This is a genomic window from Microcystis sp. M44BS1, from assembly GCF_020244875.1.
GTDB classification, from domain to species: domain Bacteria; phylum Cyanobacteriota; class Cyanobacteriia; order Cyanobacteriales; family Microcystaceae; genus Microcystis; species Microcystis panniformis.
Genome location: NZ_JADBVM010000126.1, coordinates 21,087 through 46,647, shown reverse-complemented (window position 1 = coordinate 46,647; position 25,561 = coordinate 21,087). Strand labels below are relative to the sequence as shown.

23 protein-coding genes are annotated in these 25,561 nt (G+C 40.7%); 14 read left to right on the top strand and 9 right to left on the bottom strand.

The features are described 5' to 3' along the window. The first annotated feature begins 4 nt into the window (after positions 1-4). Both IM515_RS09980 and IM515_RS09975 read left to right on the top strand, forming a co-directional pair. The gene (locus IM515_RS09980) at positions 5-1,225 is read left to right on the top strand and encodes a hypothetical protein (protein WP_287628734.1); all 1,221 of its coding nucleotides are present in this window, start codon (positions 5-7) and stop codon (positions 1,223-1,225) included. Continuing rightward, the gene (locus IM515_RS09975; protein WP_287628733.1) at positions 1,222-2,004 is read left to right on the top strand and encodes a hypothetical protein; all 783 of its coding nucleotides are present in this window, start codon (positions 1,222-1,224) and stop codon (positions 2,002-2,004) included. Before IM515_RS09980 ends, IM515_RS09975 begins: the two co-directional genes overlap by 4 nt. A 230-nt stretch (positions 2,005-2,234) precedes the next feature. Here IM515_RS09975 and IM515_RS09970 read toward each other — a convergent pair whose 3' ends face one another. Both IM515_RS09970 and IM515_RS09965 read right to left on the bottom strand, forming a co-directional pair. Beyond that, positions 2,235-3,650, bottom strand: coding sequence for a mechanosensitive ion channel domain-containing protein (locus IM515_RS09970; RefSeq protein ID WP_287628732.1), 1,416 nt, complete (start codon positions 3,648-3,650; stop codon positions 2,235-2,237). Positions 3,651-3,659: 9 nt separating this feature from the next. Beyond that, positions 3,660-4,310 (bottom strand): nitroreductase family protein, encoded by a 651-nt coding sequence (locus tag IM515_RS09965; protein ID WP_287628731.1) that lies wholly within the window; start codon positions 4,308-4,310, stop codon positions 3,660-3,662. Between the two features lie 461 nt (positions 4,311-4,771). Between IM515_RS09965 and IM515_RS09960 the strand changes: the two genes are divergently transcribed. Then, entirely contained in the window at positions 4,772-6,196 is a 1,425-nt protein-coding gene (locus IM515_RS09960; protein WP_002770587.1) for a PP2C family protein-serine/threonine phosphatase, read from the top strand. A gap of 28 nt (positions 6,197-6,224) precedes the next feature. Here the strand turns inward: IM515_RS09960 and IM515_RS09955 are convergent, their stop codons facing one another. Then, entirely contained in the window at positions 6,225-7,466 is a 1,242-nt protein-coding gene (locus IM515_RS09955; protein WP_287628730.1) for an AmpG family muropeptide MFS transporter, read from the bottom strand. A 307-nt stretch (positions 7,467-7,773) separates the two neighbouring features. On the opposite strand from IM515_RS09955, the gene IM515_RS09950 reads away from it, so the two are divergent. Next, the gene (locus tag IM515_RS09950) at positions 7,774-8,394 is read left to right on the top strand and encodes a GNAT family N-acetyltransferase (RefSeq protein WP_287628729.1); all 621 of its coding nucleotides are present in this window, start codon (positions 7,774-7,776) and stop codon (positions 8,392-8,394) included. Here the strand turns inward: IM515_RS09950 and IM515_RS09945 are convergent. Both IM515_RS09945 and IM515_RS09940 read right to left on the bottom strand, forming a co-directional pair. Beyond that, complete coding sequence (locus IM515_RS09945) at positions 8,365-8,553, bottom strand: hypothetical protein (protein WP_287633172.1); 189 nt, start codon at positions 8,551-8,553, stop codon at positions 8,365-8,367. The two genes, IM515_RS09950 and IM515_RS09945, sit on opposite strands and share 30 nt — an antisense overlap. Continuing rightward, positions 8,486-8,665, bottom strand: a complete 180-nt coding sequence (locus IM515_RS09940) for a hypothetical protein (RefSeq protein WP_287628728.1) — start codon at positions 8,663-8,665, stop codon at positions 8,486-8,488. Before IM515_RS09940 ends, IM515_RS09945 begins: the two co-directional genes overlap by 68 nt. An 89-nt stretch (positions 8,666-8,754) precedes the next feature. Here IM515_RS09940 and IM515_RS09935 point away from each other — a divergent pair, with 89 nt between their 5' ends. Further along, a complete protein-coding gene (locus IM515_RS09935) occupies positions 8,755-10,167 on the top strand; it encodes an LCP family protein (protein ID WP_287628727.1) in 1,413 nt (470 codons plus the stop codon). A gap of 94 nt (positions 10,168-10,261) precedes the next feature. Here the strand turns inward: IM515_RS09935 and IM515_RS09930 are convergent, their stop codons facing one another. Next, positions 10,262-10,945, bottom strand: coding sequence for a Uma2 family endonuclease (locus tag IM515_RS09930; protein WP_287628726.1), 684 nt, complete (start codon positions 10,943-10,945; stop codon positions 10,262-10,264). Positions 10,946-11,100: 155 nt separating this feature from the next. On the opposite strand from IM515_RS09930, the gene IM515_RS09925 reads away from it, so the two are divergent. Together IM515_RS09925 and IM515_RS09920 are read left to right on the top strand one after the other, a co-directional pair. Then, positions 11,101-11,742 (top strand): Uma2 family endonuclease, encoded by a 642-nt coding sequence (locus IM515_RS09925; protein ID WP_052275494.1) that lies wholly within the window; start codon positions 11,101-11,103, stop codon positions 11,740-11,742. Positions 11,743-11,880: 138 nt separating this feature from the next. Continuing rightward, positions 11,881-12,384 (top strand): hydrogenase maturation protease, encoded by a 504-nt coding sequence (locus tag IM515_RS09920; RefSeq protein ID WP_287628725.1) that lies wholly within the window; start codon positions 11,881-11,883, stop codon positions 12,382-12,384. Here the strand turns inward: IM515_RS09920 and IM515_RS09915 are convergent. The 3 genes from IM515_RS09915 to IM515_RS09905 all read right to left on the bottom strand — a co-directional run bounded on the left by IM515_RS09915 (position 12,311) and on the right by IM515_RS09905 (position 16,623). After that, on the bottom strand, positions 12,311-13,993 hold the full coding sequence (locus IM515_RS09915) for a mechanosensitive ion channel family protein (RefSeq protein ID WP_287628724.1): 1,683 nt from the start codon (positions 13,991-13,993) through the stop codon (positions 12,311-12,313). The genes IM515_RS09920 and IM515_RS09915 overlap by 74 nt on opposite strands. Positions 13,994-13,996: 3 nt before the next feature. Then, the gene (locus IM515_RS09910) at positions 13,997-15,094 is read right to left on the bottom strand and encodes a saccharopine dehydrogenase family protein (protein WP_287628723.1); all 1,098 of its coding nucleotides are present in this window, start codon (positions 15,092-15,094) and stop codon (positions 13,997-13,999) included. Between the two features lie 89 nt (positions 15,095-15,183). Then, positions 15,184-16,623, bottom strand: a complete 1,440-nt coding sequence (locus IM515_RS09905) for a sensor histidine kinase (RefSeq protein WP_287628722.1) — start codon at positions 16,621-16,623, stop codon at positions 15,184-15,186. A gap of 735 nt (positions 16,624-17,358) precedes the next feature. On the opposite strand from IM515_RS09905, the gene IM515_RS09900 reads away from it, so the two are divergent. The 7 genes from IM515_RS09900 to IM515_RS09870 all read left to right on the top strand — a co-directional run bounded on the left by IM515_RS09900 (position 17,359) and on the right by IM515_RS09870 (position 25,515). After that, complete coding sequence (locus IM515_RS09900; protein ID WP_287628721.1) at positions 17,359-18,705, top strand: glycoside hydrolase family 10-like protein; 1,347 nt, start codon at positions 17,359-17,361, stop codon at positions 18,703-18,705. Between the two features lie 403 nt (positions 18,706-19,108). Continuing rightward, complete coding sequence (locus IM515_RS09895) at positions 19,109-19,867, top strand: N-acetylmuramoyl-L-alanine amidase (protein WP_287628720.1); 759 nt, start codon at positions 19,109-19,111, stop codon at positions 19,865-19,867. A gap of 85 nt (positions 19,868-19,952) precedes the next feature. After that, positions 19,953-21,503 carry a glucosaminidase domain-containing protein gene (locus tag IM515_RS09890; RefSeq protein WP_287628719.1) on the top strand — a complete coding sequence of 517 codons (1,551 nt, stop codon included), beginning with the start codon at positions 19,953-19,955 and terminating at the stop codon, positions 21,501-21,503. 49 nt (positions 21,504-21,552) lie between these two features. Next, positions 21,553-22,455, top strand: a complete 903-nt coding sequence (locus tag IM515_RS09885) for an N-acetylmuramoyl-L-alanine amidase (protein WP_287628718.1) — start codon at positions 21,553-21,555, stop codon at positions 22,453-22,455. Positions 22,456-22,482: 27 nt separating this feature from the next. Then, positions 22,483-23,298 (top strand): LysM peptidoglycan-binding domain-containing protein, encoded by an 816-nt coding sequence (locus IM515_RS09880; RefSeq protein WP_287628717.1) that lies wholly within the window; start codon positions 22,483-22,485, stop codon positions 23,296-23,298. 243 nt (positions 23,299-23,541) lie between these two features. Then, positions 23,542-24,348, top strand: coding sequence for a hypothetical protein (locus IM515_RS09875; protein WP_287697973.1), 807 nt, complete (start codon positions 23,542-23,544; stop codon positions 24,346-24,348). A 9-nt stretch (positions 24,349-24,357) separates the two neighbouring features. Then, positions 24,358-25,515, top strand: a complete 1,158-nt coding sequence (locus IM515_RS09870; RefSeq protein ID WP_193958656.1) for a glycoside hydrolase family 75 protein — start codon at positions 24,358-24,360, stop codon at positions 25,513-25,515. Positions 25,516-25,561: the final 46 nt, after the last annotated feature.

The window sequence follows — 25,561 nt, the reverse complement described above, 5'->3', positions numbered from 1 at the left end:
TATCATGAAAAAGTTAATTTTATTGGTAACTGTAGCAATGATTTCTACTCCTGTCATTGCTCAACATTTACATCTTGATTCACCTCAAACTCAGACTTTACAAGCAATTCCTGACAATATACCAGCTTGGATATATAATAAGCAACGTAATCATATTTATCCCCAAAGAGGGGTTTATAACAATGCAATTTATAATGTCAGAGATTTAGCTTTAGACTTAAATGCGATCGCTGTCGGTCATGCCTTTGCTTACGAAGATATCGTAACAGGAAAAGCGAAAGATTTAGAAACTAAGACATACCAAAAAATTAATTGGGTTTTAAAAAATCCGCCTAAATTTATGCCCGACGAGGGCAATATTTCCCCAACTTTTGGTAGAAAATACGGTGTTTTAGAACAGGTTTTCGAGTGGGCGCATATTTTCCATGCTCAAACCGTTGATGTTTTAGCCAGCAGCAAATTAACCAACAAGGAAAAAGAGGCGGAAATTGAAAAGTTATATCAATTTTACTTGACAAAAGTTCCCTATGCTATTACGGGATTACCCATGAATATGGGTTATCTGGATTCCCAGCCCTATTCTAAAGCTTTTCGGCAGAAATATCCGAAAGTTAATGGCTTATTTTGGGGCTACCATTGGTTACAAGGAACCATGTATGACTTGCTTTATGAGAAAACTTTAGATGAACAAAAACAGGCTTATAAACAGGTGGGTAAACAATACCATACTAAGGAATTATATCGCACTGATCGAGCTTTTATGCCGATGTTTGCCGGACTTAGTCCCAAGTTTGCCCGACGTTTTCCCGAAATATCTAACACCTTCGATAACCTGCATATGTTGCACGATATGGTTAATGATATTCTGGCATCAGATTGGCTAACTCCCCAACAAAAAGACGAACAAATTACCCGCGCTATTTGGTTAGTAATGGCTGCTAATCATCAAGGAATGGCAGCAGGAAAAAATCATGGTGGTGAAGGACTACACGATCATCGTTTTCAGTCAGGAATTCCGGGTATGGGATTAATGCCAGCAGATATCTCTCACGAAGGTCATAATCACGACAATCCTGATAATTCCGAGAAAAAACCTGATGATTCTCAAGGACATGAGGGAGAAGATCACCAACACCATAACCACGAAAATCACTCTCCAGAAAACCCTCCTAATACGGAGAAAAAACCTGACCATAGCAATGCTCAAGAGGAACCGAGAAAATGAGAAGATTTTTATTAATTGCTGTGAGTTCAGTCGTTAGTTTAACTAATCCAGTTTTTGCCAACGATCATAATAATCTGGATTCTGGTCGTCCCCTTTCTTTTGATGATGCTGAAAGTCTCGGTTTTGGAGAACAATCTATAGAATTTGGTACTGGGTTAGTCTTTCCTGAAAACAGCAATGTCGGTGGTGAATTTGAGCTTGAATACCTCAATGGTATTATTCGTAATGGTCATATTATTATCGGTATTGATCCACAAGTGGGAGGACGAGTTAATAGTGATGACACGGATTTTGATGTGGGGAATTTATCCGTAGGTTTTTTCTATAATTTCAATCGCGAATACGATAATGTTCCTGCTTTTGCTATTCGTACCGATGTGGGATTACCGACGGGAAATAATGCTAGTGGATTAGATTTTCGTCTGCGGGGAATTGCCAGTAAAACTGTCGGTCAATTTGATCGCTTGCATCTTAATCTCGATTTAAACATAAAAACTGACCCCGATAACGGCGATCGATCTTTTTTACCCGCTGCCATTCTCGGTTATTCGCGACCGATTGGTTATCCGAAACGTTTTGATCGCACTTTTTTAGCAGAATTGGGCGTAATTACCAGCGATAATAGTCATGGTGGGGTTTTAATTCGCACTGGTATGGGAATTCGTCAGCAAATTAATCGCCAAGGTGTGATCGATTGGGGTATCGAGGGATATATTGCCACTAATGGCCATGATCAAAGTCAATTAAAGTTAAAAATCGGTTATTCTTTCGGATTTTAGGATTTTTCCCTAGCCTGCTATTAAAAGCTAAAATGGATGAAGTATTGGCTTAAATTTTGGTTTGACTGGGAGTACGAGGGGGTTTGGACGTCCACATCTTCTCATCCCTGAAAACAACAGGGATATCTTATCAGTTGTCCGCAGGTAGCGACTCCCTATTCTCAGCTTCGTACCTCATCATTAAGATAACTGCTAGAGAAAAAAGGCTGTAAATCTGTTGTCATTCCCTTTTAAGTCGCAAAAAAGCTCTTTAACCGTTGTCGCAGCCAAGAGACGGGATTTTTCAGGTCTTCCGAGTCTAAAAGCCCCATTTCTCCCAATTTCTGCTGACATTCGCGCAATTCCTCTTGACGTTGGGTGAGTGCCTGAGTGAATTCCTCCGCTAGAGCCGGATAAGTAGTGATAAGATGCTGAAACCCCTGACGATCGAGCAAAAATAACAAGGTTTCCCCCACTGCTTGCATAGTGGTGGGATAGGGAACCTCTAATATTAACGGTAATTCCCCAAAATATTGACCTTTATTAAAAGTAAAAATTTTACGACTGATTTTATCGTTTTCATAAAAAGCATCCACTTGTCCCTGCAAAACAATACAGAAATAATTAGTTCTTTCTCCCTGTCTAATTAAAATATCCCCGTCCTGGAGATGTTTACGACAACCCATTTCAATTAATACACGCAATTGCAGATCGTTAAAATGTTTAAAGTAACTCACCTCCAATAACATTTCTTTTAACGATAGCGGTTTTGCAGGTTTAACTATCTCCTGATCCTGTTCCTTAACTGCCTCAAAACTGTCGGTATTATGCAACCATAACTCTCGCTGGGGAAAAGGAATCGTTATGCCCCGATGACGCAGATTATGCTCGATAATGAAGTGTAGGGAACTTCTCAGAAAAGCGGACCGTTCGACTTTTTCCACCCATACCCACAACTCGAAATTTAAAGCACTATCACCAAAACCGTTAAAAATCACCTTGGGAAGCGGATTAAAGGCAATTTCTCCCGACATATAGGCTGATTGCAGCAGAATTTCCGTTACTATCAAAGGATCCGTACCGTAGGCAACTCCCACCGGTATAATGACTCGAATGCGCGAGTCGGGATAATGCCAATTCTGGACGCGATTGCTAGTTAGGATTGTGTTAGGAACGATTAACTCTGCACCATCAACAGTGCGAATGGTGGTGGAACGAATCGATATTTCCCGGATATAACCCTTTGTTTGCTCAAATTCGATAAAATCGCCCACTTTTAACTTGCGTTCCACCAACAAAGTTAAACCACTGGTGAGATTTTTGGTTAACTCCTGCAAACCGAAACCGATACCCACCCCCAAACCACCGGCTAAAACAGCGATCGAAGCGAGATTGAATCCAGTCAATTGTAGGGCGATAATATAACCAAAAGCCCCAAAAGCAAAACTAGCCAGAGTTGCGATCGCTTCTCGATTACCCTCATCAAAACCGATACTTTTCAGCAGACGATTTTTTAGTAAACTTTTAAAAGCGATCGTCAGACAGGTGACAAGAATAAATAGTACAAGAGTGCCAATAATCCAACCGAGAGTGATGGACACACCCCCAGCGCGCCAAAGGGGAGTGTAAAAAAAGGGCGTTAACCAAGCTGAGGGAGAGAAAGTCATCGCTAAAGTTTAGATTTGATAGGGATTACCCAAGCGATCCACAAAAACATTGTAATCTAAAGGTAAACGCCCCGGATTAAGCCGCGGTTCCGCCGCGTAACCGATGGGAACGACAACAGCGATCGCCAGATGGGGATGATCGGCAGCACCGATCACCGCTTTTACCTTGTCCTCGATCCAACCGTTGAGAAAACAACTAGATAAACCGAGACTTTCGGCAGCTAAAACCAGATGAGTAGCGGCGATCATCGCATCTTTAATCGCGTATTCCCGGGTTTTTTCGCCCAAATCCTTTTGAAATCCCGGGATTGCCTGTTTAAAATATTTTACCGTGCCTTCGCTCCAAGCACCTGTACTGAGGGCCTGTTCATAGATGGGGGTTAGCTCTCCTCCTCCTGCGGCAGCATCGGCAGCGAAAACAAAAGTAACCGGCGCTTGGATAATTTGCTTTTGTCCCCAAGCGGCCTCGGCTAAAGCGGCCTTTTGTGCCTCATCCTGTACTAAGATAATTCGCCAATCTTGGATGTTGAAACTACTAGGTGCGGCAACGGTTAATTCTACTAGGGTTTTCAGCAGTTCCGGGGCGATCGGATCGGTGGTAAAAGTTTTAATGGAACGACGTTGATTAATCGCCGTGGGAACATCGAGAGACAAGGTCATAAAGTCAATGGATTGAGTTACATATTCCTAACTATTATAAGGTCAAGCTATCAGCCTCAGACTTCGGTGTGACAAAACAGAAATGGGGTGCATCTCACATTTGCAGAAATACCGACAATCAGCAATTATCAGTGACTTTTAAATGATGACAAATGTATCAACATCTGTCTGTAAGCATCCCACCGAAAAACTAATGCGCTCCAGGGTTTGGGGGGTAGAACCCCCCAAAAGCTGGGATTGAGTGATAAAATCGAAAGTAATGCCCAATTTTAAAAGAGAGTTTCCCCTGAAAAATCCCAACTTAGTAGATTGACAAAAATGAGATGCACCCACAGAAATAATAAAACATCAGGGTTAAATTGTGGCAGTCAGGAAAAGATCCACTATACTGTTAGACTTAAACAGGTCATAACCCAATGACCATCTAGCTATAATCATGTCACCGCCACAAAAATCATTTTATGCTTTCTGAGCCGGAACCGAGCGACACTCTCACCACTGCCACCGTCAATATGGGCGATCAAAATACCGATATCAAGCCAATTTTAGCTTTAAAAGAGTTGGTAGCCAGTTTATATCGTGAACAAAACAAAGTTCAAAATCTTTTAAGTTCCCTCGGTTTTGCCCTGCGGAGTTTCAATAATTTAAACCAATTCCTCGATCTTACCCCCTTGATGGCCGCACGAGTGGCAGATGCAGAAGGAGGGGCGTTGATTTTGAGCAAAAATAACGGTCAAGTGGCGCTCGATCAACTCCACTGCCAAGATAATCAAATTAATGGGGAACTACGCCGACAATTAGAGGCAATTATCCGACAATTAAACCAAGAAGCGGCACTTGAGAATAAAAATAATCGATCGCTTCTCGATAGTCTCGACCATAAAATCCGGCAAACTCTCGGACAGGGTACGCAGGTTTATAGTACACCTGTTTTGGTAAAAAATAGTGAGCGGGGACGTTTATACGTTTTCAGTCGCGATCCCGATTATGGTTGGACCCCCACCCGTCGTAAACTGTTGCAGCTAGTGGCCGATCAAACGGCGGTAGCTATAGCTAATAATGAATTAACGATCGAATTACGGGCCAAGGAACGTCAGGATCGAGAGTTAGAAATCGCTTCCGAAATCCAAAATCGTCTTTTACCCCGGCAATGTCCGAAAATTCAGGGGGTAGAATTGGCAGCCCACTGCAAAACGGCTAATCGCGTTGGTGGCGACTATTATGATTTTATCCCCTGCAACTACGATCAATTTAAACCGGCAACGGAGGCGGAAAGGGAAGCCAGTACCGCTCCTTGGAGTATAGTGATCGGTGATGTCATGGGTAAAGGTGTCCCGGCAGGATTATTGATGACCATGACCCGGGGAATGTTGCGAGCGGAAGTGTTAAATCGTCACTCCCCGGCCCAGATTTTGCGTCATCTCAATCGGGTTATGTATGCCGATCTCGATAATTCTCATCGTTTCGTGACATTATTTTATTCCGAGTATGATCCCCTGACGCGCCGTCTTGGCTACAGTAATGCTGCCCATTATCCCACCCTCTGGTGGCGGGCTAAAACGGGAGAGTTAGAGCCTCTCGACACGGAAGGGACATTAGTTGGTTTAGAGGCCGATTCTATCTATGATGATGCCCAAGTGCAATTAGAAGCGGGAGATACGCTGATTTATTATACCGATGGCTTTACCGATGCAGTTAACTCGCAAGGGGAAAGATTTGATCAGAAAAATTGGCTATCGGCAGTTAAAGAAGCCTGTCAACAGTACACCGATCCCGAACAGATTCTAGAATATTTATTTGGAAAAGTGGCCGCTTTTACCGGGTTGGGAAATGACAGTAGCGACGATATGACTTTAGTAGTTATGCGAGTGAAATCGGAGGAATAAATTATCATTACCTAGCTCATAAATTAGCCTAATTCGGCTCTTGCCAAGGAGCAAATAAAGGCAATAAAGCTAACCCGGGTAAAGCGGCAATTACCGTGATTAAAAAGAACCACTGCCAACCGATTGCCTCGGCTAAAACTCCGGAGGGAGCCACCAAAATATCGCGACTAAAGGCCATTAAACTCGATAAAAGGGCGAACTGAGTAGCGGTAAAACGAGCATTGCAAAGACTCATTAAAAAAGCCACAAAAGCGGCAGTGCCTAAGCCGCCGCAGAAGTTTTCAATATTAATAGCTAAGACCATAAAAGGATAATTTTGCCCTAAATTTGCTAAAATAAAATAGGCTAAATTACTAATAGCTTGCAAGCCGCCAAAAATCCAGAGTGATCGATTAATTCCCCAACGACTTAACAGGGAACCACCTAATAAAACTCCCACCATAGTTGCTATCATGCCCAAGCCCCCTTGGATCGCTCCGATATCGGTTTGACTGAAACCAGTTTTTAAGAGAAAAGGAGTCACCATATTATTAACTAAAGCATCCCCTAAACGATAGAGAACAATAAAGGCGAGAATGCCGATTCCTTGACCGAATCGATAGCGTTGAAAAAACTCTTGGAAAGGCAACCAAACCGCCTCTAAAAGAGTTTGGGGAGTATCATCTCTAGGGGGAGTAGCCGGGGCGAAAAAAGACCAAATAATCGTTAAAGCCATCAGTGCAGCTAGGAAAAGATAGACGAGGGGCCAGGGAAAGTGATCGGCTAAAATTAAAGCGATCGAACCAGTTAAAATTAAAGCCAAACGATAACCTAAAACCCCGATCGCTACCCCAGCACCCATCTCCCATTTTTCTAAAATATCTGTGCGATAGGCATCGTAGGCAATATCTTGAGTGGCACTAAAAAAAGCGATCAGTAGAGCATTAATTGCCAATAATTCCAAAGATTGTTTTGGTTGTTGAAAAGCCATGAAACCAATCGCTAAAGTTAAACAAATTTGAGCGATTAAAATCCAACCGCGACGACGACCAAGAAAAGGAGGAACATAGCGATCGAGTAAGGGAGACCAAAGAAATTTGAGAGAGTAGGGGAGAGCGACTAAACTAAATAAACCGATCGATTTCAGATCAACTCCTTCGGTGGTCATCCAAGCTTGCAGGGTGCGACTGGTGAGAAATAAGGGTAATCCAGAAGCGAAACCTAAGAATAACAAAGCCGCCATTTTTTGACTGCGGAACACTTGCAAATAAGCGGAAATTTCTTTGATCATAGAGGGGGATAGGAGGATAGATTAGATTAAAGAATATAGTTAATTGACCCAAAAAGAAAGAAATTAGTTCTGACTGGCATCGTCCCATCTTAACCATGGCCCAGCGATCAAAAAAAATTCCCGAAAAATAGCGGTCTTTCCCCCAACTGGGGCTATAGGCAGTAGAATGGATGAGATTTTGATTCAGTAGTCTTGAAAAATTGCGGTCTTCTCCCTAAGATAGATGCTTGATTCTCCCAACTAGCTCCCACCCCTATTTACCTTTCCCGGATAAGGACTGCCATCCCCACCTTCCCTGCCGACTCCTGTGATTAAAGTGGACTCCTGTTTTATCTCATACCTATTGTCTAATCCCTCCGACTCGGAAGCGACCGGTGACACTGCCGCCATTACCATCGAGGTGCGTTTGGCCCAAAGCCAAGATCTCAAAAGCTTGGCGGAAATTCTCACCGATAGTTTTTTCCCCACGGCCAATTATTGGTCTTTTCTGCGTCCTATCTTTAAATTGGGCATTTACGAGGACTTACGGGGACGATTGCGCGCCGATACCCCCTACTATCACTGTCTGGTAGTCAGTCAAACCAGCGTCACCGCCACGGGTCCTCAGGAAGTTATTGTCGCTACCGCGGAAATCTGCTTAAAATCCAGTTCTTTTTTAGCCGTTCCCATTCCTTATATTTCTAATTTAGCCGTTAGTCCCGATCGCCGGCGTGCCGGTCTGGCCCGGAGATTGCTGCTCAAGTGTGAACAGATCGCTAGAGAATGGGGTTTTGAGGAACTTTCCCTCCATGTTCTCGATAATAATCTAGCGGCCCAGTCACTCTACTTAAGTAGCGGTTATCGTCTGCAAAAAACCGACGGTTGGTTGAGCAATTGGTTATTTAATCGACCACAAAAGTTATTTCTGCACAAGAAAATCAGCCAATGAGGAGATAGGAGATAGGAGATAGGAGACTCCGAGACAGGTTTTAGGTGTTGGGGGTTGGAGTTTTGGGGTTTTGGGGTTTTGGGGTTTTAGTTCAATTTCCCCACTTCCCCACTTCCCCACTTCCCCACTTCCCCACTTCCCCACTTCCCCATTCCCCACTTCCCCACCAGCAAACCCTAGATATTTCGACAAAATTGCGATGCAGAACAATTATAAGGAAAAATTCTGCTATATTATCTGCTAACTCTCTAGAAAACCCGATTAGTTTCATAATCTTTTCCGGGTATCTGAGAAAAAAAATAGTTCATCTCTTTAAAATATGGTTTTAGGGAGATATTTAGTGACCGTGTGAGGCAATTTGTGGTTAATAAGACAAAATCAAGGCTTAAAAGCGGAAAATCAAGCAAATTAGCGGCTAAACCTGTTAAAAAGCGGCGATTGTCCGGTAAATGGTTCCTGACAGCCCTAGGCTTAACCGGCTGCGCCCTAGTTTCCGCTACGGCGGGCGCTATGTTGGCTGTGTCTCTCTCCTCCACACCTTTGCGACAAGCTGCTCTTAGTCCCGAAGAAGCCGCCGCTTTTAACAATCAGCAGGCCATATCCTATCAAAATCTGCAACTTCCCGCCCTCAACCGTCCCGTTAATATTCTGGTAGTTGGGGCTAAAGTGTTGACATCCGATGTCAAGGAGGCACAAACCCCAGATTTGGGTTATCATGCCCCGGTTAATTCCTTAGATGGTTTAACCGATACCATGCTGTTACTGCGTTTTGACCCCCAAAGACAGAAGTTAACCATGCTTTCCATCCCCCGGGATACCCGCACCGATATCGAGGGTTATGGGGAGAAAAAAATCAATGAAGCTAACGCCCTCGGTGGACCTGCTTTAACGGCGGAAACGGTTAGTCATCTTTTGGACGGAGTCGCTATCGATCGCTATATTCGCATTAATGTGCAGGGTGTGGAAAAATTAATTGATGCTTTGGGGGGGGTGACGGTATATGTTCCCAAAGACATGAAGTATAAAGATTTTAGTCAACACCTCTACATTGACCTGAAAAAAGGGGAACAACACCTCAACGGCGAGAAATTCCTCCAGTTTGCCCGTTTTCGTTACGATGCTAACGGCGATATCGGTCGTATCCAACGACAACAGCAATTAATGCGGTCTTTAGTGGAACAAACCCTAAAACCAGCAACTTTATTGAAAATTCCCGATATTATTAAGGTTATCCGCACTCATATCGATACTAATCTCAGTTTAGAGGAGTTACTCGCCCTAGCCGGTTTTGCCTCCAAAACTCAGCGCGCTGATGTGCAAATGCTACTGCTACCCGGAGACTTTAATGGTGATGGTCGGCAAGGGATCAGTTATTGGCTACCCAATCAAAGTAAAATTCAAGAGCTAGTGGCTCAACATTTTAACCACGGCTCTTTTATGGCTGACATCGAAGAAACCACGCAACCGACTCGCATAGCTGTGGAAGATAGCACCGATAATCCAGAAGCGGTGCAAACTCTAGTCAGATATCTGCGCTCATTGGGTTATGAAAATGTTTTTGTCTCTAAGTCTTCATCGCCAATTCTAGAAACTACCAAAATTATTGCTCAAAAAGGGGATAATTCCCTCGCTGCTGCCCTGCATAATAGCCTTGGTGTCGGGGAAGTTTTGGTGGAAAGTACGGGTAATCTCGCTTCTGATGTGACGATTAAAATCGGTCAAGATTGGCAAGAAAAATCAGCTAATCTTTCTGAGCCATCTCTGGGCAACTAAGAAAAAAATCAAGTTTATCTGGGTTATTTATTAGCGTTGGGTTTCCTGCTGCAACCCAACCTACGTTCTCAGAGAAAAATCAAGTTTATCTGGGTTATTTATTAGCCAAAGTTTGACAAAAATCTTGGTGTTCTTGACTAACTATTCCTTGCTGTAACATTGCCAAAACTTCGGCTAAATTACCCGATAATAAAGCATTTTTATCTAGCCATAATCCAGGGAAGACTTGGGAGCAAAAGATGTTATTTTGATTAGATTCTAGGGGCAAATATTCCCCATCAGTTAAGCGAAACCAATCCAATTGAACATCATAAACTCGCCAGATAATATACTCTTGCACTCCATGGCGACGATAAACTTTGAGTTTTTCGTGTAAATCGTAGGAAGCAGTAGAAGCGGCAATTTCTACGATTAATTCCGGCGCGCCTTCTACATAATCATCTTCACTAATGCTTGATTGTCCACCGGTTTCTATTCTTAATAAAGCATCTGGTTGTGGTTGATTATCCCCATCCAGTCGCACAGTAGTATTATCCAGTGTTTCTACTCCCGGTGTCGCCACTTCGTAGGCAGTTAACCAACCGATAATATTAGCGTGGGGTTTACCGTGGTTTTTGGCTCTCACTGCGGCTGCCATATAAACAACTCCTGCGATTAATTCAGCTTTTTTTAGCTGTGTCATTGCTTGATAACGGCGCTCGAATTCGGGACGGGTTAATCTATCGCCATTTTCGAGAGGGGGAATAATATGGGGGGAAACTGTGTTAGTCGATAGCATAATTTTTGGCTCATCAAGAAACTACTATCAAGGCTTAAGTTTTCTTACCAGACTCAGTTAATTTATCGATTAGGTTCAGCTGGGTATCGAGAACATCGAAGATATCCTATACTTATTTTACAGCGTTTCTCATCATTTACCTGGAACCTTGCGCCATGTTTGCCTTAGTTTCACTAGATAAAATCGAGCTACCGGCGGGGTCCTTAGTGAGATTACCTGCCACCTGGCTAGATTATCAAACTTTGTCTCGGCAAAGGGGCGACAATTCTCAGCCTAAAATCAAATATCACAATGGAGAAGTCTTGCTTATGTCTCCACTTCCTAAGCATGGACGTGATGCCCATTTAATTGCTAATATTATCATCACCTTATTGGATTATCTGGGGCGTGAGTACGAGGCTTTTACTCCCGTAACCATGGCATTACCAGAAACAAGTGGTATTGAACCAGATTATAGTTTTTATATTGACCATTGGCCGGCTATAGCAGGGAAAGCCAGAATTGACTGGGTAAATGATCCTCCCCCCGATTTAGTATTAGAAATTGATGTCACCAGTTACTCGAATGTGGATGATTATCTGCCTTATCAAGTGCCTGAAATTTGGTTGTATCGTCAGAAAAATCTCTATATTTATTGGCTAGATAATCAAGAGTATATCCCTCGCCATCAAAGTCAATATTTTCCTAACTTTAACCTACAAAATCTAGTTTCTTTCTGTGGAGAAATTGCCGACAATCGCAATAGTAGTATGGCAATTCGTCAACTAAAACAACATCTCGAAGATTTTTATAAGTAGGGAGGCACAATTATTTGTAGGATGGGTTAGCGGTAGCGTAACATGAGCGAGCGTTGGGTTTCATGCTTCAACCCAACCTACGTTCATCTTATATTTAATTCCACTTTGTACCTCATCATTAAGATAACTGCTATAACCATGAATAATTTTAAAATACTGCTCATCGGCTACGGTAATACTTTAAGAAATGATGACGGAGTGGGAGTGAGAATAGCCGAAATTATTGCCGGGGAGAATTGGACTAATGTGCAAGTCATCGCTACCCATCAATTGACTCCGGAATTAGCAGCCGATATAGCTGATGCTTCCCTAGTTATTTTTGTTGATGCAGTATTATCTAGTCAAACCGATATCCGGATAGAAAAATTAGCGGCAGTTACCGAATGGAATAATTTCGGTCATGCAGAAAGTCCCGCTTCTTTATTAGCATTAACTCAAGCAATTTATCAACAAACTCCCAGGGCCTGGGGAATATTTATTCCTGCTATTAACTGTGAATTTGGTGAAGAATTATCAACAATAACTCAAAAGGGCTTGACAAATGCGATTAAAGCTATTAGGAAAATTATTACTTCTGAGGATTTGACTGAATACCAAAAGCAGGACTTTGATAATCTTCCGGCAGATAATTTTCAGGAATAGTGCTGTGATTGCCATCCCGGAGAGCCTTGTAGTGAGGAGACATAATTTCGATACCGACTTCGTTACATTTATCCTGAACATTTTGATGTAATTCAGAATAAATATACACCATTTTGTTAGGATGATCGGTGTAGGCATTTAGCTGATAGCTGACATAAAAATCGTCGAGACTGGTTTGCAAGACAAAAGGAGCAGGTTCTGAGACAATAAATTGGGTTGCTAAGGCTGCTTCTTTCAGGGTTGCGTGAACCTTACGCCAAGGTAAATCATAACCGAGAGTGACCGTGGTTTGCAAAATTAAAGGCTCTTTGAATTCCCTTTGAGAGACGCTAAAGTTAATCACATTGGTGTTTAACAGCGATGAATTAGGAATCGTGATAATTTTATTAGCCGGTGTGCGAATACGGGTGACTAATAATCCTTTTTCAATCACATCCCCAATAACATCACCAATAGAAATTTTATCTCCTAGTTGAAAAGAGCGGGTATAGATGAGGATAATTCCCCCCACCACGTTAGCAATAGCAGAGGTAGAACCCAAGGAAAATAGCACCCCTAAAAATACCGACACCCCCTGAAAAGCAGGAGAATTAAATCCGGGTAGATAGGGAAAAGCGATGACTATAGCTAAGGCAATTATCAGCAGTGACAGTAAATTATAGGTTGGTTTTGCCCAATCGGGATAGAAACCATGAATTACTAAATTTTCTCTTTCCAATGCCGTGAAAAATGGTCTAATTGCCCTCAACAGATAGTGAGTTATAAAAACAACTAGCAGTATGATAAAAATATTGGGTAAATATTTTGCTATCTCTTGGGAAAAAACTTCTAAAGCACTAAAAAAGTATTGTAGAAAACCATCACCAAATTTTCTAGTCCAGGGAAAAAGACGAAGGATAAAAGTTAAATAAAAATAGAGAATAGTTAAAATAATCAGAGTGCGGATAAATTGCAAAACTCTTAGGGAAAAAATTCCTATTGTCCTGGAACTAATAATCTCAAAATTTTGGAATCCAACTCCAGGAACTAGGGAGGTGATTAATCTCTGAATCTGGGGAAAAACCCGCGAAGATATAAAAATCATCGCCCAGAAAATTAAAACCGTGGACAAGGTAGCACTTACCGTCAAAGCTGCATCTTTTAAGAGTTTATCTGGTTGACGTTCTTGACGATAACGGACAATGGCTGCTTTAATCTTTGCTAAAGCTCGTTCAGCCAATACTTCTTGATTGACTGCGTGTAATTTAGCATCTCTAGAAGTAATAGTAGCAATAACCGTATCTCCCAAAATAATCGAAGGGTTTTTGTCTTCAGGATCGATTTTTATGGTTAAATCTTCAGGAGAAAGAGCATCGTCATCGGCAATTTTTTCAATTCTAGCTGTAATCGATTTCGCTCTTTCTTGCGCTGAAAAAGAACCTATTCCTTGCCGAATAGTAAAAAGTTCTTGATTATCAAGCATGACGGGAAAAACTTCTCCCAAAGTTTCCAGGGGTGTTTCCTGTCCTTGTTTAGCAGGATTATTCTGGGCTGCTATCCTCAAGATAGGGGATAAAGTCAGTAACAAAACTAAACAAAACAGTCCTAGGTAACGCCAGATTTTTTTCATCTTCTAAGCCACAATTGCACAGGAGCGATCGAGTTTAATACCTCTTTTTTTCATCGTAGCATGGAATAGTTCTGTGGATAACACCTGTTCCACGGGATAAATCCCGGCTTTTTGGAGTTTTGCCCCTAAGATTAATTCTGCCACGCTGCCAGTTCCCCAGCCAGCTGCTTGAGCAGTGTTCTCGTGAACCATAGTTGCTTGATAAACTGCTTTTTGCTGCCCTTGCCATCCGGCGACTTTTGCTAACATTGCTACCCCAATTCCCGAAAATTTATCGGTTACTTCTGTCATGCGATAACTAACTTGGGAAAAAAACTCGATTCCCCGAGAACTTTCTACCCAAGCATCGGGAAAAATATGGGCAGTAATCCAAGTTAAATGATTATAAAAATCGGGAATAGAACCAAATTTTGTGATCACATTTTGCACTGGAAAAGATTCAGCAAAAGTATAGGTTTCTGGCATATCAAACCAATAAACACCAGTTTTACCCAAAGGAGCGGGAAAGTCAATTACTTCTCTAGCAGTATAGGGTTTAATCTCTTGCCATTTTCCCTCAATCCAAGCTAAAAAAGGCTTTTTTAAACCGAGAAAAGTTGTCCGCATCACAGTTAATCCCGCACCTCCTGAACCGGCTACGGCATAATTTAAACGGATCGTTTCTACCCTATCTAACTGTTCGACTCCCTCTCGCACTATACTATTAGAAATACCGGGGAAAATTCCCGTATTAACCACGGCAGTTATTCCCGCTTTTATCGCTAATTCTCGATAGGGGATTAACTTTTGATAAAAAGAACGATGATCACTAACATCAATATAATTGACTTTTTCTTCGATGCAAATTTTTACTACCCTGCCATCGCGATAATGAAAGGGACCGGCACAATGAATAACTAAATCACTCTTTTTAATTGCTTGTCTAAGCTTGTCTATTTCTTCTAAATCTAAAGCCAAAAACTGCATTCTTGGCAGTAATTTAATCGCTTTTTCCTTGCGTCCTGTGATAATAATTTTAGCTGCAGTATGATTAATAATATCTAGGGCGACACTTTGACCAATGCGACCAGTGCCACCTAAAATTAAAACAGTTTTTTCCATGGCAACTATTAATAATGTTTGCCCTAGTATAGCATCCTCTTGGCAAGTTTCCCTATTTTCCAAGATGCAAATTTTAGAATAATCCCAACTTATTTAATGCGTCCGAGGGGCAAGAAAATGGTTAAAATCTCACCTTCTTCGGGTTTTTCACGCACAATAAATTTACCTCCCAAAGCTTGAAAAAGGTTTTTAGTTACCTTCATATTCAGACTTAAACTACCGGTTTCTGGTTGAAACATTAGGACTTTTCCCAAAGCTTTGAGGGTAAGATTAGGTGATTTTATTTGAGTTTGAAACTGCATTTTTAATTGATTTCCTGCCGTTGATATATGTACTTGCAACAGGCCACCACTAGCCATACTGCGAGTACATTTTTCCACGACTCCATTTAACATTTGATCCAATAAATTCGGATCACTAATTACCGAAGGCAATTTTTTCGGTACATTAACTTCTAAATTGACATTGCGCCTTTTAGCTTGTTTTTGCCACCGGGGAATACTATCTTGAAAGACTTTTTCTAGAGCAATTGGAATTAATTGAATCGGTTTATCCCCCAGAGGATTAATACCCAATTCTGCGGCTCGGAAAATTAATTCCATGCGCTGAATTTGTTCACTACATTCTAAATCGATTGTTTCTAAATATTTCTGCACATCTTCCGTTACTTTTGCCCGTTTTAACAATAATCTGGTAATGGTGCGAATGGTGGTTAAAGGGGTGCGAATTTCGTGGGTTAAAGCGCGCAATAATTCCAAATCACAACCCGATTCTAAATTAGAATTATCTTCCTTTGGCGGAGTGATTTCGCTATTGATAGACGACTTCGTTTTTTTCAGGTCTAAGTTAGACTGGTCGGGTAAATTTTGCAGTAATTGGCGACTAAATTGGCTAACTAGACGATAATCCGGCGAGGGACTGCCATTAGCCTCGATAATTGCCTCTAAAGTCTCGATTTGCGGATAACGCAGATTAACTAATCGTTGCCGCAACTGCTGCCAAGCTTGCTGAGTGAGGACGGGATCAAAGGAAAATTGAAAAGAGGACAAACCCCACTGATCCTCGCCTAAAACCAGCAAAAGAGAGAAACTTTCGCTAAAAACCAGACAAAATCTTTCATTAGCAATCGGATCCGTTGGCAAGAGAGGCAATTCATGAATCTCTGTCGGGGAAATATCGGCGGCGGATTTTTCCTGAGAAGGCAATTGCAAACCCAGCCATGGTAAATGTTTTAAAGCTTTAACGGTAAAAACACCAAATTTAAAACCCGTTAAAGCCTTGCTTTCTCTGACTAAGGCCGTCGGACCGGAGAGAATTAAACCCCGACTGGCAGCATTATTTGGGTTTTGTAATAAGATATTTTCTAAAGATGCGATCGCTGCGAACCATTCACTTTCCGCTTTCAGTTGCGATCGCTTGAGCCATTCTGATAAATTAGGATAAAAAGCATTGGGGGTGAAAGTTTCCCGGTCCTGATGGTCAGTTGGCGGGAAAATATCGCTTAATTTCGGTAAAGACCCCTCTAACATCGTCTTCATCACTGACTAGATACAAATTCCTTACCTAAAATAGTACCCCCGTCAATGCTCATCCCATAACGGTAAAACCGAACTCTATTGGCAGTGATATCCGCGTTTTGATAGCAGTTATCTTAATAGTGAGGTACAAAGTTTTGCTTTTGGGGAGTCGGTCGTCGATAGCAAATTAGGTTACACTTCATCGAGGATGATGAGAAAGGCTGTCAGTCGGCTTAATGATTTGTAATATAGGTTAGTCCAGTTGATTACCTATGCTGGTTGTGGGTTTAGTAGCTCAATTCAACCTCGATAAATCTGATATTTAATTACACCTCCCGACTTATGTGTTTTTTTGTTACATTTAAGTATTTTTTTTGTTTATCTATGGTTATCATAGGGCAAGTTAAATTGTTCCCAAATTATTTCCCTAACTAACCAATCTTTGATCCCAAACCCTTTTGCCTTGACATTACGTCAATGGGAGGAACCATCGGCTCTTGGTTTGCCTGTTTAAGTGTTGCTTTCAAGCTAGGTAAACAGTTGAGTGGTGGTAACTTTCGAGCAATAGTTGGGGTCGGTTATTGACTATATTTTGCCGTGAGCAAATTCTGAGAATTAATCAGAACTAAGTGCGCTTGAGGACGTGGAGTTATTCCCTGTTCCTGCTGCCCTTTGTCTGTCTTCCGAAACCCTCAGTGCTGCGGATTTCAGGTTCATTTATCTTTTGTCTGAGAGAGAGTAAAAAATATGCTGCACATTCATATTCTTCAGGATACGTTTTTCAAGTCTTCCACAGCTTTTTCCGAAACCCTCAATAGTGGGCAAAAATCCTTAATCAAAGCAGGAACTAAACTGCCAATTAAGTCCTATTCTCGCCAAAATAATCATTATTCTGTCAAGTTAGCCGCAGAACAAGGTTCAGTGGGAAAAGCGGGATTTTTCTTTGATGATCATGTACAAGTAGAAGAAATACGGGGCGTTTGGCTCACCAATGTTGACAGTGATATTCTCAAGTCTAAAGATAACCTAAAAGCTGGGTTGGAAAAACTTAAAAATTTAGGTTTTAATACTCTTTATCTAGTAGTTTGGAACAAAGGCTATGTGTTTTTTCAATCACAAATTGCTGATAATGTCTTCACTGCCGATAAGGAAAAACTCAAAAAAGTCAACCTTGAAAAAGAGTTAGTCGGTAGAGATCTACTAGCAGAAATCATTGAGATTAATCAGACAGAAAAGTATAACTTTCGGATTATTGCTTGGTTTGAATATGGTTTAATGGTTCCTCCAGCTGCTCCCTTATTTGCCCAAAAACCAGATTGGTTTATGCTTACTCATCAACAGAAAAATACAGTTGATGGTGATGGGAATTGCCGATTAAATCCCGCTCATCCTGAGGTTAAAGATTTTTGGGTTAGTCTTATTCGTGAAGTGGTTAAAAACTATGAAATTGATGGTATTCAATTAGATGATCACTTCGCTATTCATCACGCAAAACTCTTGCCTAATGGTACTAAAATTTTTGATTTTAGCATGGGGTTTGAATCCTTTACTATCAAACTTTTTCAAAAGGAAACTGGTTCAGTTAGTCCCTTAAGCAATCCCCAATTAGCGAAATTTAAAGATTGGCGTAAGGAGAAGTTAACTCAATTAGTGCGATTGATTTTTAAAACCATTAAAGCGGAAAAAGACGATTGTATTCTCTCCATTTCTCCCAATCCTTTACGATTTTCTGTTGATCATGCTTTAGCTGATTGGGAAGCATGGGAAAAGGAAGGATTAATTGAAGAACTAGCATTACAAGTTTATCGTCCAACTGTCCCTATTTTTGAAGGCGAAATCGATAAATCAGAGGTAAAAGCAGCGCGGGAGCATATTCCCACCGTCATCGGTATTCTCACTGGTTTAAGACCCAGTGATAGACGAGTAAATTTCCAATTAATTCAAGCACAAACTCAGGAGACTCGTGAGCGAGATTTTGCTGGTTTTGCCTATTTTTTCTATAGCAGTTTATTAGACCATATTCCCACCACAGAAACCGTGGCTGACAGGGAGAAGAAATTGGCTCAAATTCTTGCTACCGATCAATTTGTTTAATTTATTCTTTGAGATTCAAAATTATCCATAAAAGGAGCTAAATTCATGACTCAATCTTCTCTTTCAAAAACTGAAAAGTTGGACGAATGATCCTTGAAATGCAGTTTTGTCAGCCTTGGGTATTGCCACAGGAACTAAGCTATTTCATGGCTTGCCCGCTTTAGTCTCTGATCCCCTAAAAGCTACAAGGGTCAAGTTAATGGTTAAGAAAAATAATTGATTGTAATGCTATTCTAAAGCTTAATTTAGAATAGCATTATTGATGCCAAACTTTCTAGTAAAAATTACCATAAAACAATAGTAAACTTTTGTAAAAATATGATTTTTATTAGTTTAATTAAGGTAGAGTATATCCAGAGGAATTAACCAATCAATAAATATTGAATAAACTGGAGCTATACAGATGAAATTTGGGATTGATATGGGTCATAATTGCCCACCTCATGACGTTGGCGCATCGGGAGTTAGACAGGAAGATGTTGTTATTAAAGAGGTGGGTACTCGCCTAATTGCTAAATTAGCCGCAGCGGGTCATTCAGTAATTAACTGTACCCCGACCAGTGCCGTTAGTGTTAATGATTCTTTGCGAAAAAGAGCCAATAAAGCTAATAGTAACAACGTTGATATTTTTGTTTCTATTCACTTTAATGCCTTTAAACCCACCACAAACGCAATGGGAGCGGAGGTTTATGGTATTAGTAAAACTTCTCAAGCGATCGCTAAATCAGTTTTGACGGAAATTGTCAAGCTAGGATTTAAAAATAGAGGGGTAAAAAATACCCGTTTTTCTGTGTTAGTAAATACTTCAATGCCAGCGATTTTAATTGAATGTTGCTTTGTGGATTCCCAAGCAGACATGGCTCTTTTTGATGCAGAAAAGATGGCAGAAGCGATTAAAGTTGGTTTAATTGGGGACGCTGATGACAACTCCACACCGGAACCAGCTACCTTAAGAATTACTCAAAAAACTGTTCTTAAACCCTCCACAAATCAAGCCTCTGAATTAGAGGCAAGTACCTTAGTTGAGATTGAACCGGGAGATTATGCCGTGTTGGATGTGCGCTTAGAAGAAAGACATTTTTGGGTGAAATGGCCTGATAAAAGTCAGGCTAATCGAGATGAACATTTCATTTTTGAGGAATTTGCCAAAATCCTTCAATAGACAAAAATTTCTCGATATATTTCCCAAAATAAAGGGAAATATATCAGGAAAATAATTGATTCTCTACCGCTCACAGGAGACAGCAATGGCTTTACTAGATGACTTAGTTCAACGATATGCTCAAACTGATTTGTCCATAATTTTTCGAGAAGTTGACGCTACCGATAATCGGCAAGTGAACTTAACTGCAATTCCTGCCGATCATTTTAGTCATTTAAAAGAAGTTTCTCTGGCTCAATGGCTATTAGAGTCCGCCAGAGCCACCAGTAAACTAGCCAAGGAACAGAAAAACTTCGCTGGTTTAAAATGGCGCAACGAAATGACTCCCTTTGCTACTCCTAAATCGATTCAAGTACCTTCTGAATCGGAAGCGGTGGACTTTTGCTTATTCACGGATATTGACAAATTTCTGCGAGGTTATTGGAAATTTTTAACCCGTGAACCCTATAAAAGATTAGAAGAAAATACTCAAACTCCTGAAAACTTTATCGGTTTTATTCAAAGTAAAGGCTTTGCTGCCGATATAAGTTATATCAGCAAAGTGTTAAAACTTGTTCCCGAAGCGAGGACTTTACTAGCAAAAGCCAACGGAATTGTTATTCCACCACCCCCCGATACCTTACAAGTAACCAGTTTTCCCAAGGAAGTGGAGGTGGGACAAAGTTTTCGGATTGAAGGAACCGCAGCTGCTGCCGATAAGGGCAAAAAACTAACCGTTTTAATTGATAATAAATTCCCCCTAGATGATATTGAAATAGGAGAAGGAGGGGAATGGAAAGCCGAATTTGTCTTCTTACAAGCTGGCGATCGCATTGTTAAAATAGCCATTAATAATCAAAGTGTAGAAATCAAAATCAAGGCTTCTCCACCCCAGACAACAGGTGCAGTTAACCTGAATTTAACAGGAAGTGTCGGATTAGGAGGAATCAACCGAACAGCCGATAAGATTGCGGTTAAACAGCGATTACATTCCCTCGGCTATACTTTTGTCGGTGATCCTAATAGTGCAGCCTTGAATACAGGTTTTACTAATGCCATTAAACTATTTCAGTCGATTATTGCCGGTGCAGAAGTAATCAGAGGCGATGGTCGGGTGGATGTGGACGGAATCACCCATCGCTGGTTAGAAGCGGCCAATGCAGCCCGTTGGCAAACCATGCCAGATAGCAATGATTCTATCAGTCTCCGGAATCATGAAAAAGCCCAAACTAATGATGATCATGATTTTGGAACAAGTTGGTTAGCAGAAGTGATCTTAGAAATTGCTGTCAGTTACCATAATAATTTCCGCGCTTCTCATCCTAATGCCGCACCTTTTAGTATTAACGATGTCAGTCGGCCGCAAGGGGGTGATACTCAGGAACACGCAGGACATGAAACTGGCTTGATGTGTGATGTCCAATTGCCGAGAAAAGATGGTGGATTAGGGGGAATTGTTTGGTCAGATAATAGTTTTGATCGAGAAGCTACCAGAGAAATAATTAAAGCCATGCGACGACAAAAACTGGTTAGTCAAGTGTTTTTTAATGACACAACCCTGAGAGGTGAAACTTTTTTGGGACAAAAACTATGCAATTTTGCTCCTGGTCATGATAACCACATTCACTTTGCTATTCGCCCTCCCGTGAGAGCTTAGTTTAATTGATTAAATAACCAGATAATTCAATAATTGAGAGGTAAAAACTATGGGAATTGTACCGACAGCATGGATGCCTAACTGTTCGATGAAAAGAATCATTATTCACTGGACGGCAGGGGGACATAAAGCATCTAGCAACGATAAATCTCATTATCATATTTTAATCGAGGATGATGGTAAGTTAGTGCGAGGAACTCACTCAATTAAAGATAATGTTTCCACCGCAGATAATGTTTATGCGGCTCATACGGCACTGTTTGGTACGGGTTCAATCGGAGTTAGCGTCTGTTGTATGAGTGGTGCAGTGGAAAACCCATTTAAAGCAGGAAGTTTTCCGATGACGCAAACCCAATGGGGAACCATGGCGCAGGTAGTAGCAGAACTCTGTGATTTTTACGATATTGAAGTAACAGCTAAAACCGTTTTAGGTCATGGAGAAGTAGAACGTGAGTTTCCTAATAAACCCCAACGCGGAAAATGGGATCCGATGGTTTTACCCTGGGATACATCTTTAAGTAAAAGACAGGTGGGAGATCAATTTAGAACCCTAGTCAAAACGAAATTAACGGGCGTTTCTGGTTTAGTGGAAACTCCGGCTAGTATCACAGCAGTTGTTCAAGGAAAACCCTTCCGAGAAGCGCAGATATTTAATGAAAAAAGTATCGTCAAGATTCGTCCTTTGCTAGATACTTTTAATTGGAAAATTATGACTGCCAATGATCAAGAAGTGATGGAATTAAAATTTGCTGATGGAGAAGAAGCAAAATCCTTAAAATTTTTGCTGATTGAACACAGCAATAAACCGATGGATATTCCCGATGGAACTAGCCAACAAGAAATCATCAAGAAAATTGAACAATTCGGCTTTGTGAAAATAGTAGATTTGGCACAAGCACTGAATCTTTCTGTAACTTGGGATGGCACAACTCGGACAGTAACAATTGAGTAAAGATCGACAACATCAGGAGATGATTTTATGCAAACCTACACGATTAAATCTGGAGATACCCTCAGAGGAATTGCTTTAAAATTTTATGGTGATGCTTCAAAGTTTGTGGTAATTCAAGAAGCCAACGATATTGCCAATCCTAATCAAATTTCCGTGGGACAAGTTTTAGAAATTCCCGATCTTGCCGATGACAATGACAATAATCCCCTAGAAGATTTTCATCGGGCTTTTCCTAATAGTGTACGCTGGCGATTGGCAGAAGATGGAGTGGAAATTGAAGGTAGCGGCATTGAGCGAACCAGTGGTCAACCAGCGACTACTACTAAAATTTGGAATAATTTTTCTGATGAAATTAATCAATGGTCAAAACATTTTAATGTGCCGGCAGTAATTATTATTGCCACCATCGCCACCGAATCGAATGGAAAAGCAGACGCTATCCGCAAAGAACCGGGTTATGGATCTGATTCTATCACCCCTCATTTGATCAGTGTTGGCTTAATGCAAACATTAATTTCTACGGCCAGAGGTACATTACATGATTCAACCATCGATCGAGATGACTTAAAAAATGCCAGTATTTCTATTAAAGCAGGAACGTCATTTATTGCTGATCAACGCTTGAAAACTTTGTTAGATCCCCCCAAAGTTGCCTGTGCTTATAATGCTGGTTCTCTATTTGAAAACAAAAACCCCAATAATCGTTGGCGAATGCGTCAATTTCCCATTGGTACTTCCGCACACTGCGATCGCTTTATTAAATTCTTTAACGATGCAGTCTTTGTTTTGCAAGGAACCACAACAACTGTTAGCGTCGGCTATCAACAATTTTATCTAGCTTGATTTCCTCAGCTTTCTTGGGGTTCTGATCATCAATTCAGTTTGCAGCTCTCAAGCATCAATTTTAGTCAGTCATGTCCAGTTATCTAGTTAGAAAAAATTTGTCTTTCTCTTTATTTCAAGATTTCAAGGAGTGGTAAAGCTGTGTTATTCAAGCTTTTTCAGCGATTCATGATCTTTGGATTTACTTTAGTAATAATCTTAATTTTTTTAAAACCTGTGTATGCAGCAGAGCCTTGTCAAATAGTGCCGACTTCTCAGATTTCTTCTATCGATCAGGCTAAATGTTTATTGCGTCAACCCAAGATTTTTGGGAATGTAGGACCAACTTTAACCAGTTTACCTGCTCCGTTCGATCAACTCTTAACTAGACCCACCATCGATATCAGTAAAGAGCAATTAAGACGATATCTACAAGCTCAAGGAATTAACGAAGCAAACATTGGCGGTTCATTAGATAACCCTGTCTCACGAACCAATAATAATAATCCCAGTGCAGAATTGGCTCGTTATTTTATTATTCATGATACCAGTACCCCTAATTTTGTCAATGATCCCTTTCCTAATAATATTAATGAAGCTAGTTGGAAGTTTAACAACTTCAATCAATATGGTAGTGGCGACAATTCTCCCGCCCATATCATTATTAATCGAGTAGGAGATTCCGTCACTCGTAAGGATTTTAATACCCCTTGGCGTTCTACAAAACGAGAATCAGATCAATTTTGTGGGGTGAATAAATGTAAGGGTTTATTCTTAGCAGTTGAATTAGTTCAACCTAGAAGATGTCAACCAAACCCTGGTCAAACACAGTGTTCTCCACCCAGAAAAAATGATGCTAAATCGCCCGATCCCGGCTTTACCAAAGCTCAATTAGATCGCCTAGCAGTTGTTTATATTGCGGCCAGTGTACGGCGCCGAAAATGGTTAATTCCTGCTTTTCATGTTGTTCTTGATCAAATCGTACCGGGTGGACATGATGATCCTCAGAATTTTAACCTAGATCAATGGTCAAAACAACTCAATGACATTTTAACTGAAATTCGTTCTTAGGAGCTAATTATGAACAAATATTTGAGACAGGTACTGTTAACAATTGCAGGAATTTACCTCATTCTAATGAGCAGTTTTCTCTCTCCTGCCTTCGCACAAGTTAGCTATACTCCCCCTACTCAATCGGCGAGTGTTCTACAAGATATTCCATTTAATCAAGCTGTTCCGGTTGATGAAGCTTATCGTAAAGAATTTGAAAATTGTGATAAGCGAGACACTTTTAGAGGATTTTCTCTACCAAATATTAGAAAATGTAAGGATGATCCTAATAATGTTAAAGCCTTACTGAAATTCCCCGACGGAACAATTTTTATCGAATCAAAATTGAGTTTAGATATTGATGGTTCATGGTTAGCGTGTAAAGGACAAGGAGCGCCAACTTCTCAATGTCCAACTTCCTTTAATTGGCCAACAGAAACCCAAGAACCTAATAAATTTGTTGATCCCGATAACTTTGCTTATATTGTTAATCCTACATTTAATTTTCAAAGTTCTGATACGGGAGGAAATAAATTATTTGAAAAGAAAACAGGAGTTAAATTAGGTGATTTAGGCGTAGTTGTTTACAAAGATAAGGTTGTTCCAGTTTTCATCGCTGATAGCGGCCCTTATAATAAATTAGGCGAGGGTTCATCTTTACTTCATCAATTAATTGGAGAAGATAAATGTAAAGCAGGTAAACGGAGAACTGATGGTAAAACCCGTCCTGATAAGCGATGGATCAGTGATGTTTATTGTACTGACTACAAAAATGTTAGCGTTACTGATAAAGTTCTCTTTTTTATCTTTCCTAACTCTAAAATCCCGAATTTGAGTCCAAGTAACGCGGTTGCAAAAATCAACGCTGAAGCTTTGAAACGCTTTGAAAAACTCAAAGATAATCGTGGTGCGGTTATTCAACTGAATCAACCCACATCTGGACAAAGTTTTCCTGCTAACACTAACGTAAACTTTTCAGGTACAGCTAATCCAGAAGTAACCAGAATTAAAGTTAGTATTAGTCCGGGAGGTTCTTTTGAAATTGCCGATTTAAAAGGGGTTAAAGATAATTGGAATTTTACCAAAAGTTTCAATACTAAAGGTATCAACAGACCTGTTATTATTCAACCTTTTGATGCTGCTGATCAACCGTTAAAACCCCTCACTTTTTCTCTAACCATTAACTAATAATCTGAGTTTGAGTCGTCCTTCAACTGTTGTGACTATTCAAGAC

What these genes read in the sequence shown, in the direction of transcription:
- IM515_RS09965 (WP_287628731.1), bottom strand. Translation starts at nt 4,310, where the DNA reads ATGACCTTGTCTCTCGATGTTCCCACGGCGATTAATCAACGTCGTTCC.
- IM515_RS09900 (WP_287628721.1), top strand. Translation starts at nt 17,359, where the DNA reads ATGCTGCACATTCATATTCTTCAGGATACGTTTTTCAAGTCTTCCACA.
- IM515_RS09880 (WP_287628717.1), top strand. Translation starts at nt 22,483, where the DNA reads ATGCAAACCTACACGATTAAATCTGGAGATACCCTCAGAGGAATTGCT.
- IM515_RS09975 (WP_287628733.1), top strand. Translation starts at nt 1,222, where the DNA reads ATGAGAAGATTTTTATTAATTGCTGTGAGTTCAGTCGTTAGTTTAACT.
- IM515_RS09890 (WP_287628719.1), top strand. Translation starts at nt 19,953, where the DNA reads ATGGCTTTACTAGATGACTTAGTTCAACGATATGCTCAAACTGATTTG.
- IM515_RS09930 (WP_287628726.1), bottom strand. Translation starts at nt 10,945, where the DNA reads ATGCTATCGACTAACACAGTTTCCCCCCATATTATTCCCCCTCTCGAA.
- IM515_RS09980 (WP_287628734.1), top strand. Translation starts at nt 5, where the DNA reads ATGAAAAAGTTAATTTTATTGGTAACTGTAGCAATGATTTCTACTCCT.
- IM515_RS09940 (WP_287628728.1), bottom strand. Translation starts at nt 8,665, where the DNA reads ATGAAACTAATCGGGTTTTCTAGAGAGTTAGCAGATAATATAGCAGAA.
- IM515_RS09885 (WP_287628718.1), top strand. Translation starts at nt 21,553, where the DNA reads ATGGGAATTGTACCGACAGCATGGATGCCTAACTGTTCGATGAAAAGA.
- IM515_RS09955 (WP_287628730.1), bottom strand. Translation starts at nt 7,466, where the DNA reads ATGATCAAAGAAATTTCCGCTTATTTGCAAGTGTTCCGCAGTCAAAAA.
- IM515_RS09895 (WP_287628720.1), top strand. Translation starts at nt 19,109, where the DNA reads ATGAAATTTGGGATTGATATGGGTCATAATTGCCCACCTCATGACGTT.
- IM515_RS09905 (WP_287628722.1), bottom strand. Translation starts at nt 16,623, where the DNA reads ATGTTAGAGGGGTCTTTACCGAAATTAAGCGATATTTTCCCGCCAACT.
- IM515_RS09910 (WP_287628723.1), bottom strand. Translation starts at nt 15,094, where the DNA reads ATGGAAAAAACTGTTTTAATTTTAGGTGGCACTGGTCGCATTGGTCAA.
- IM515_RS09960 (WP_002770587.1), top strand. Translation starts at nt 4,772, where the DNA reads ATGCTTTCTGAGCCGGAACCGAGCGACACTCTCACCACTGCCACCGTC.
- IM515_RS09970 (WP_287628732.1), bottom strand. Translation starts at nt 3,650, where the DNA reads ATGACTTTCTCTCCCTCAGCTTGGTTAACGCCCTTTTTTTACACTCCC.
- IM515_RS09915 (WP_287628724.1), bottom strand. Translation starts at nt 13,993, where the DNA reads ATGAAAAAAATCTGGCGTTACCTAGGACTGTTTTGTTTAGTTTTGTTA.
- IM515_RS09920 (WP_287628725.1), top strand. Translation starts at nt 11,881, where the DNA reads ATGAATAATTTTAAAATACTGCTCATCGGCTACGGTAATACTTTAAGA.
- IM515_RS09925 (WP_052275494.1), top strand. Translation starts at nt 11,101, where the DNA reads ATGTTTGCCTTAGTTTCACTAGATAAAATCGAGCTACCGGCGGGGTCC.
- IM515_RS09870 (WP_193958656.1), top strand. Translation starts at nt 24,358, where the DNA reads ATGAACAAATATTTGAGACAGGTACTGTTAACAATTGCAGGAATTTAC.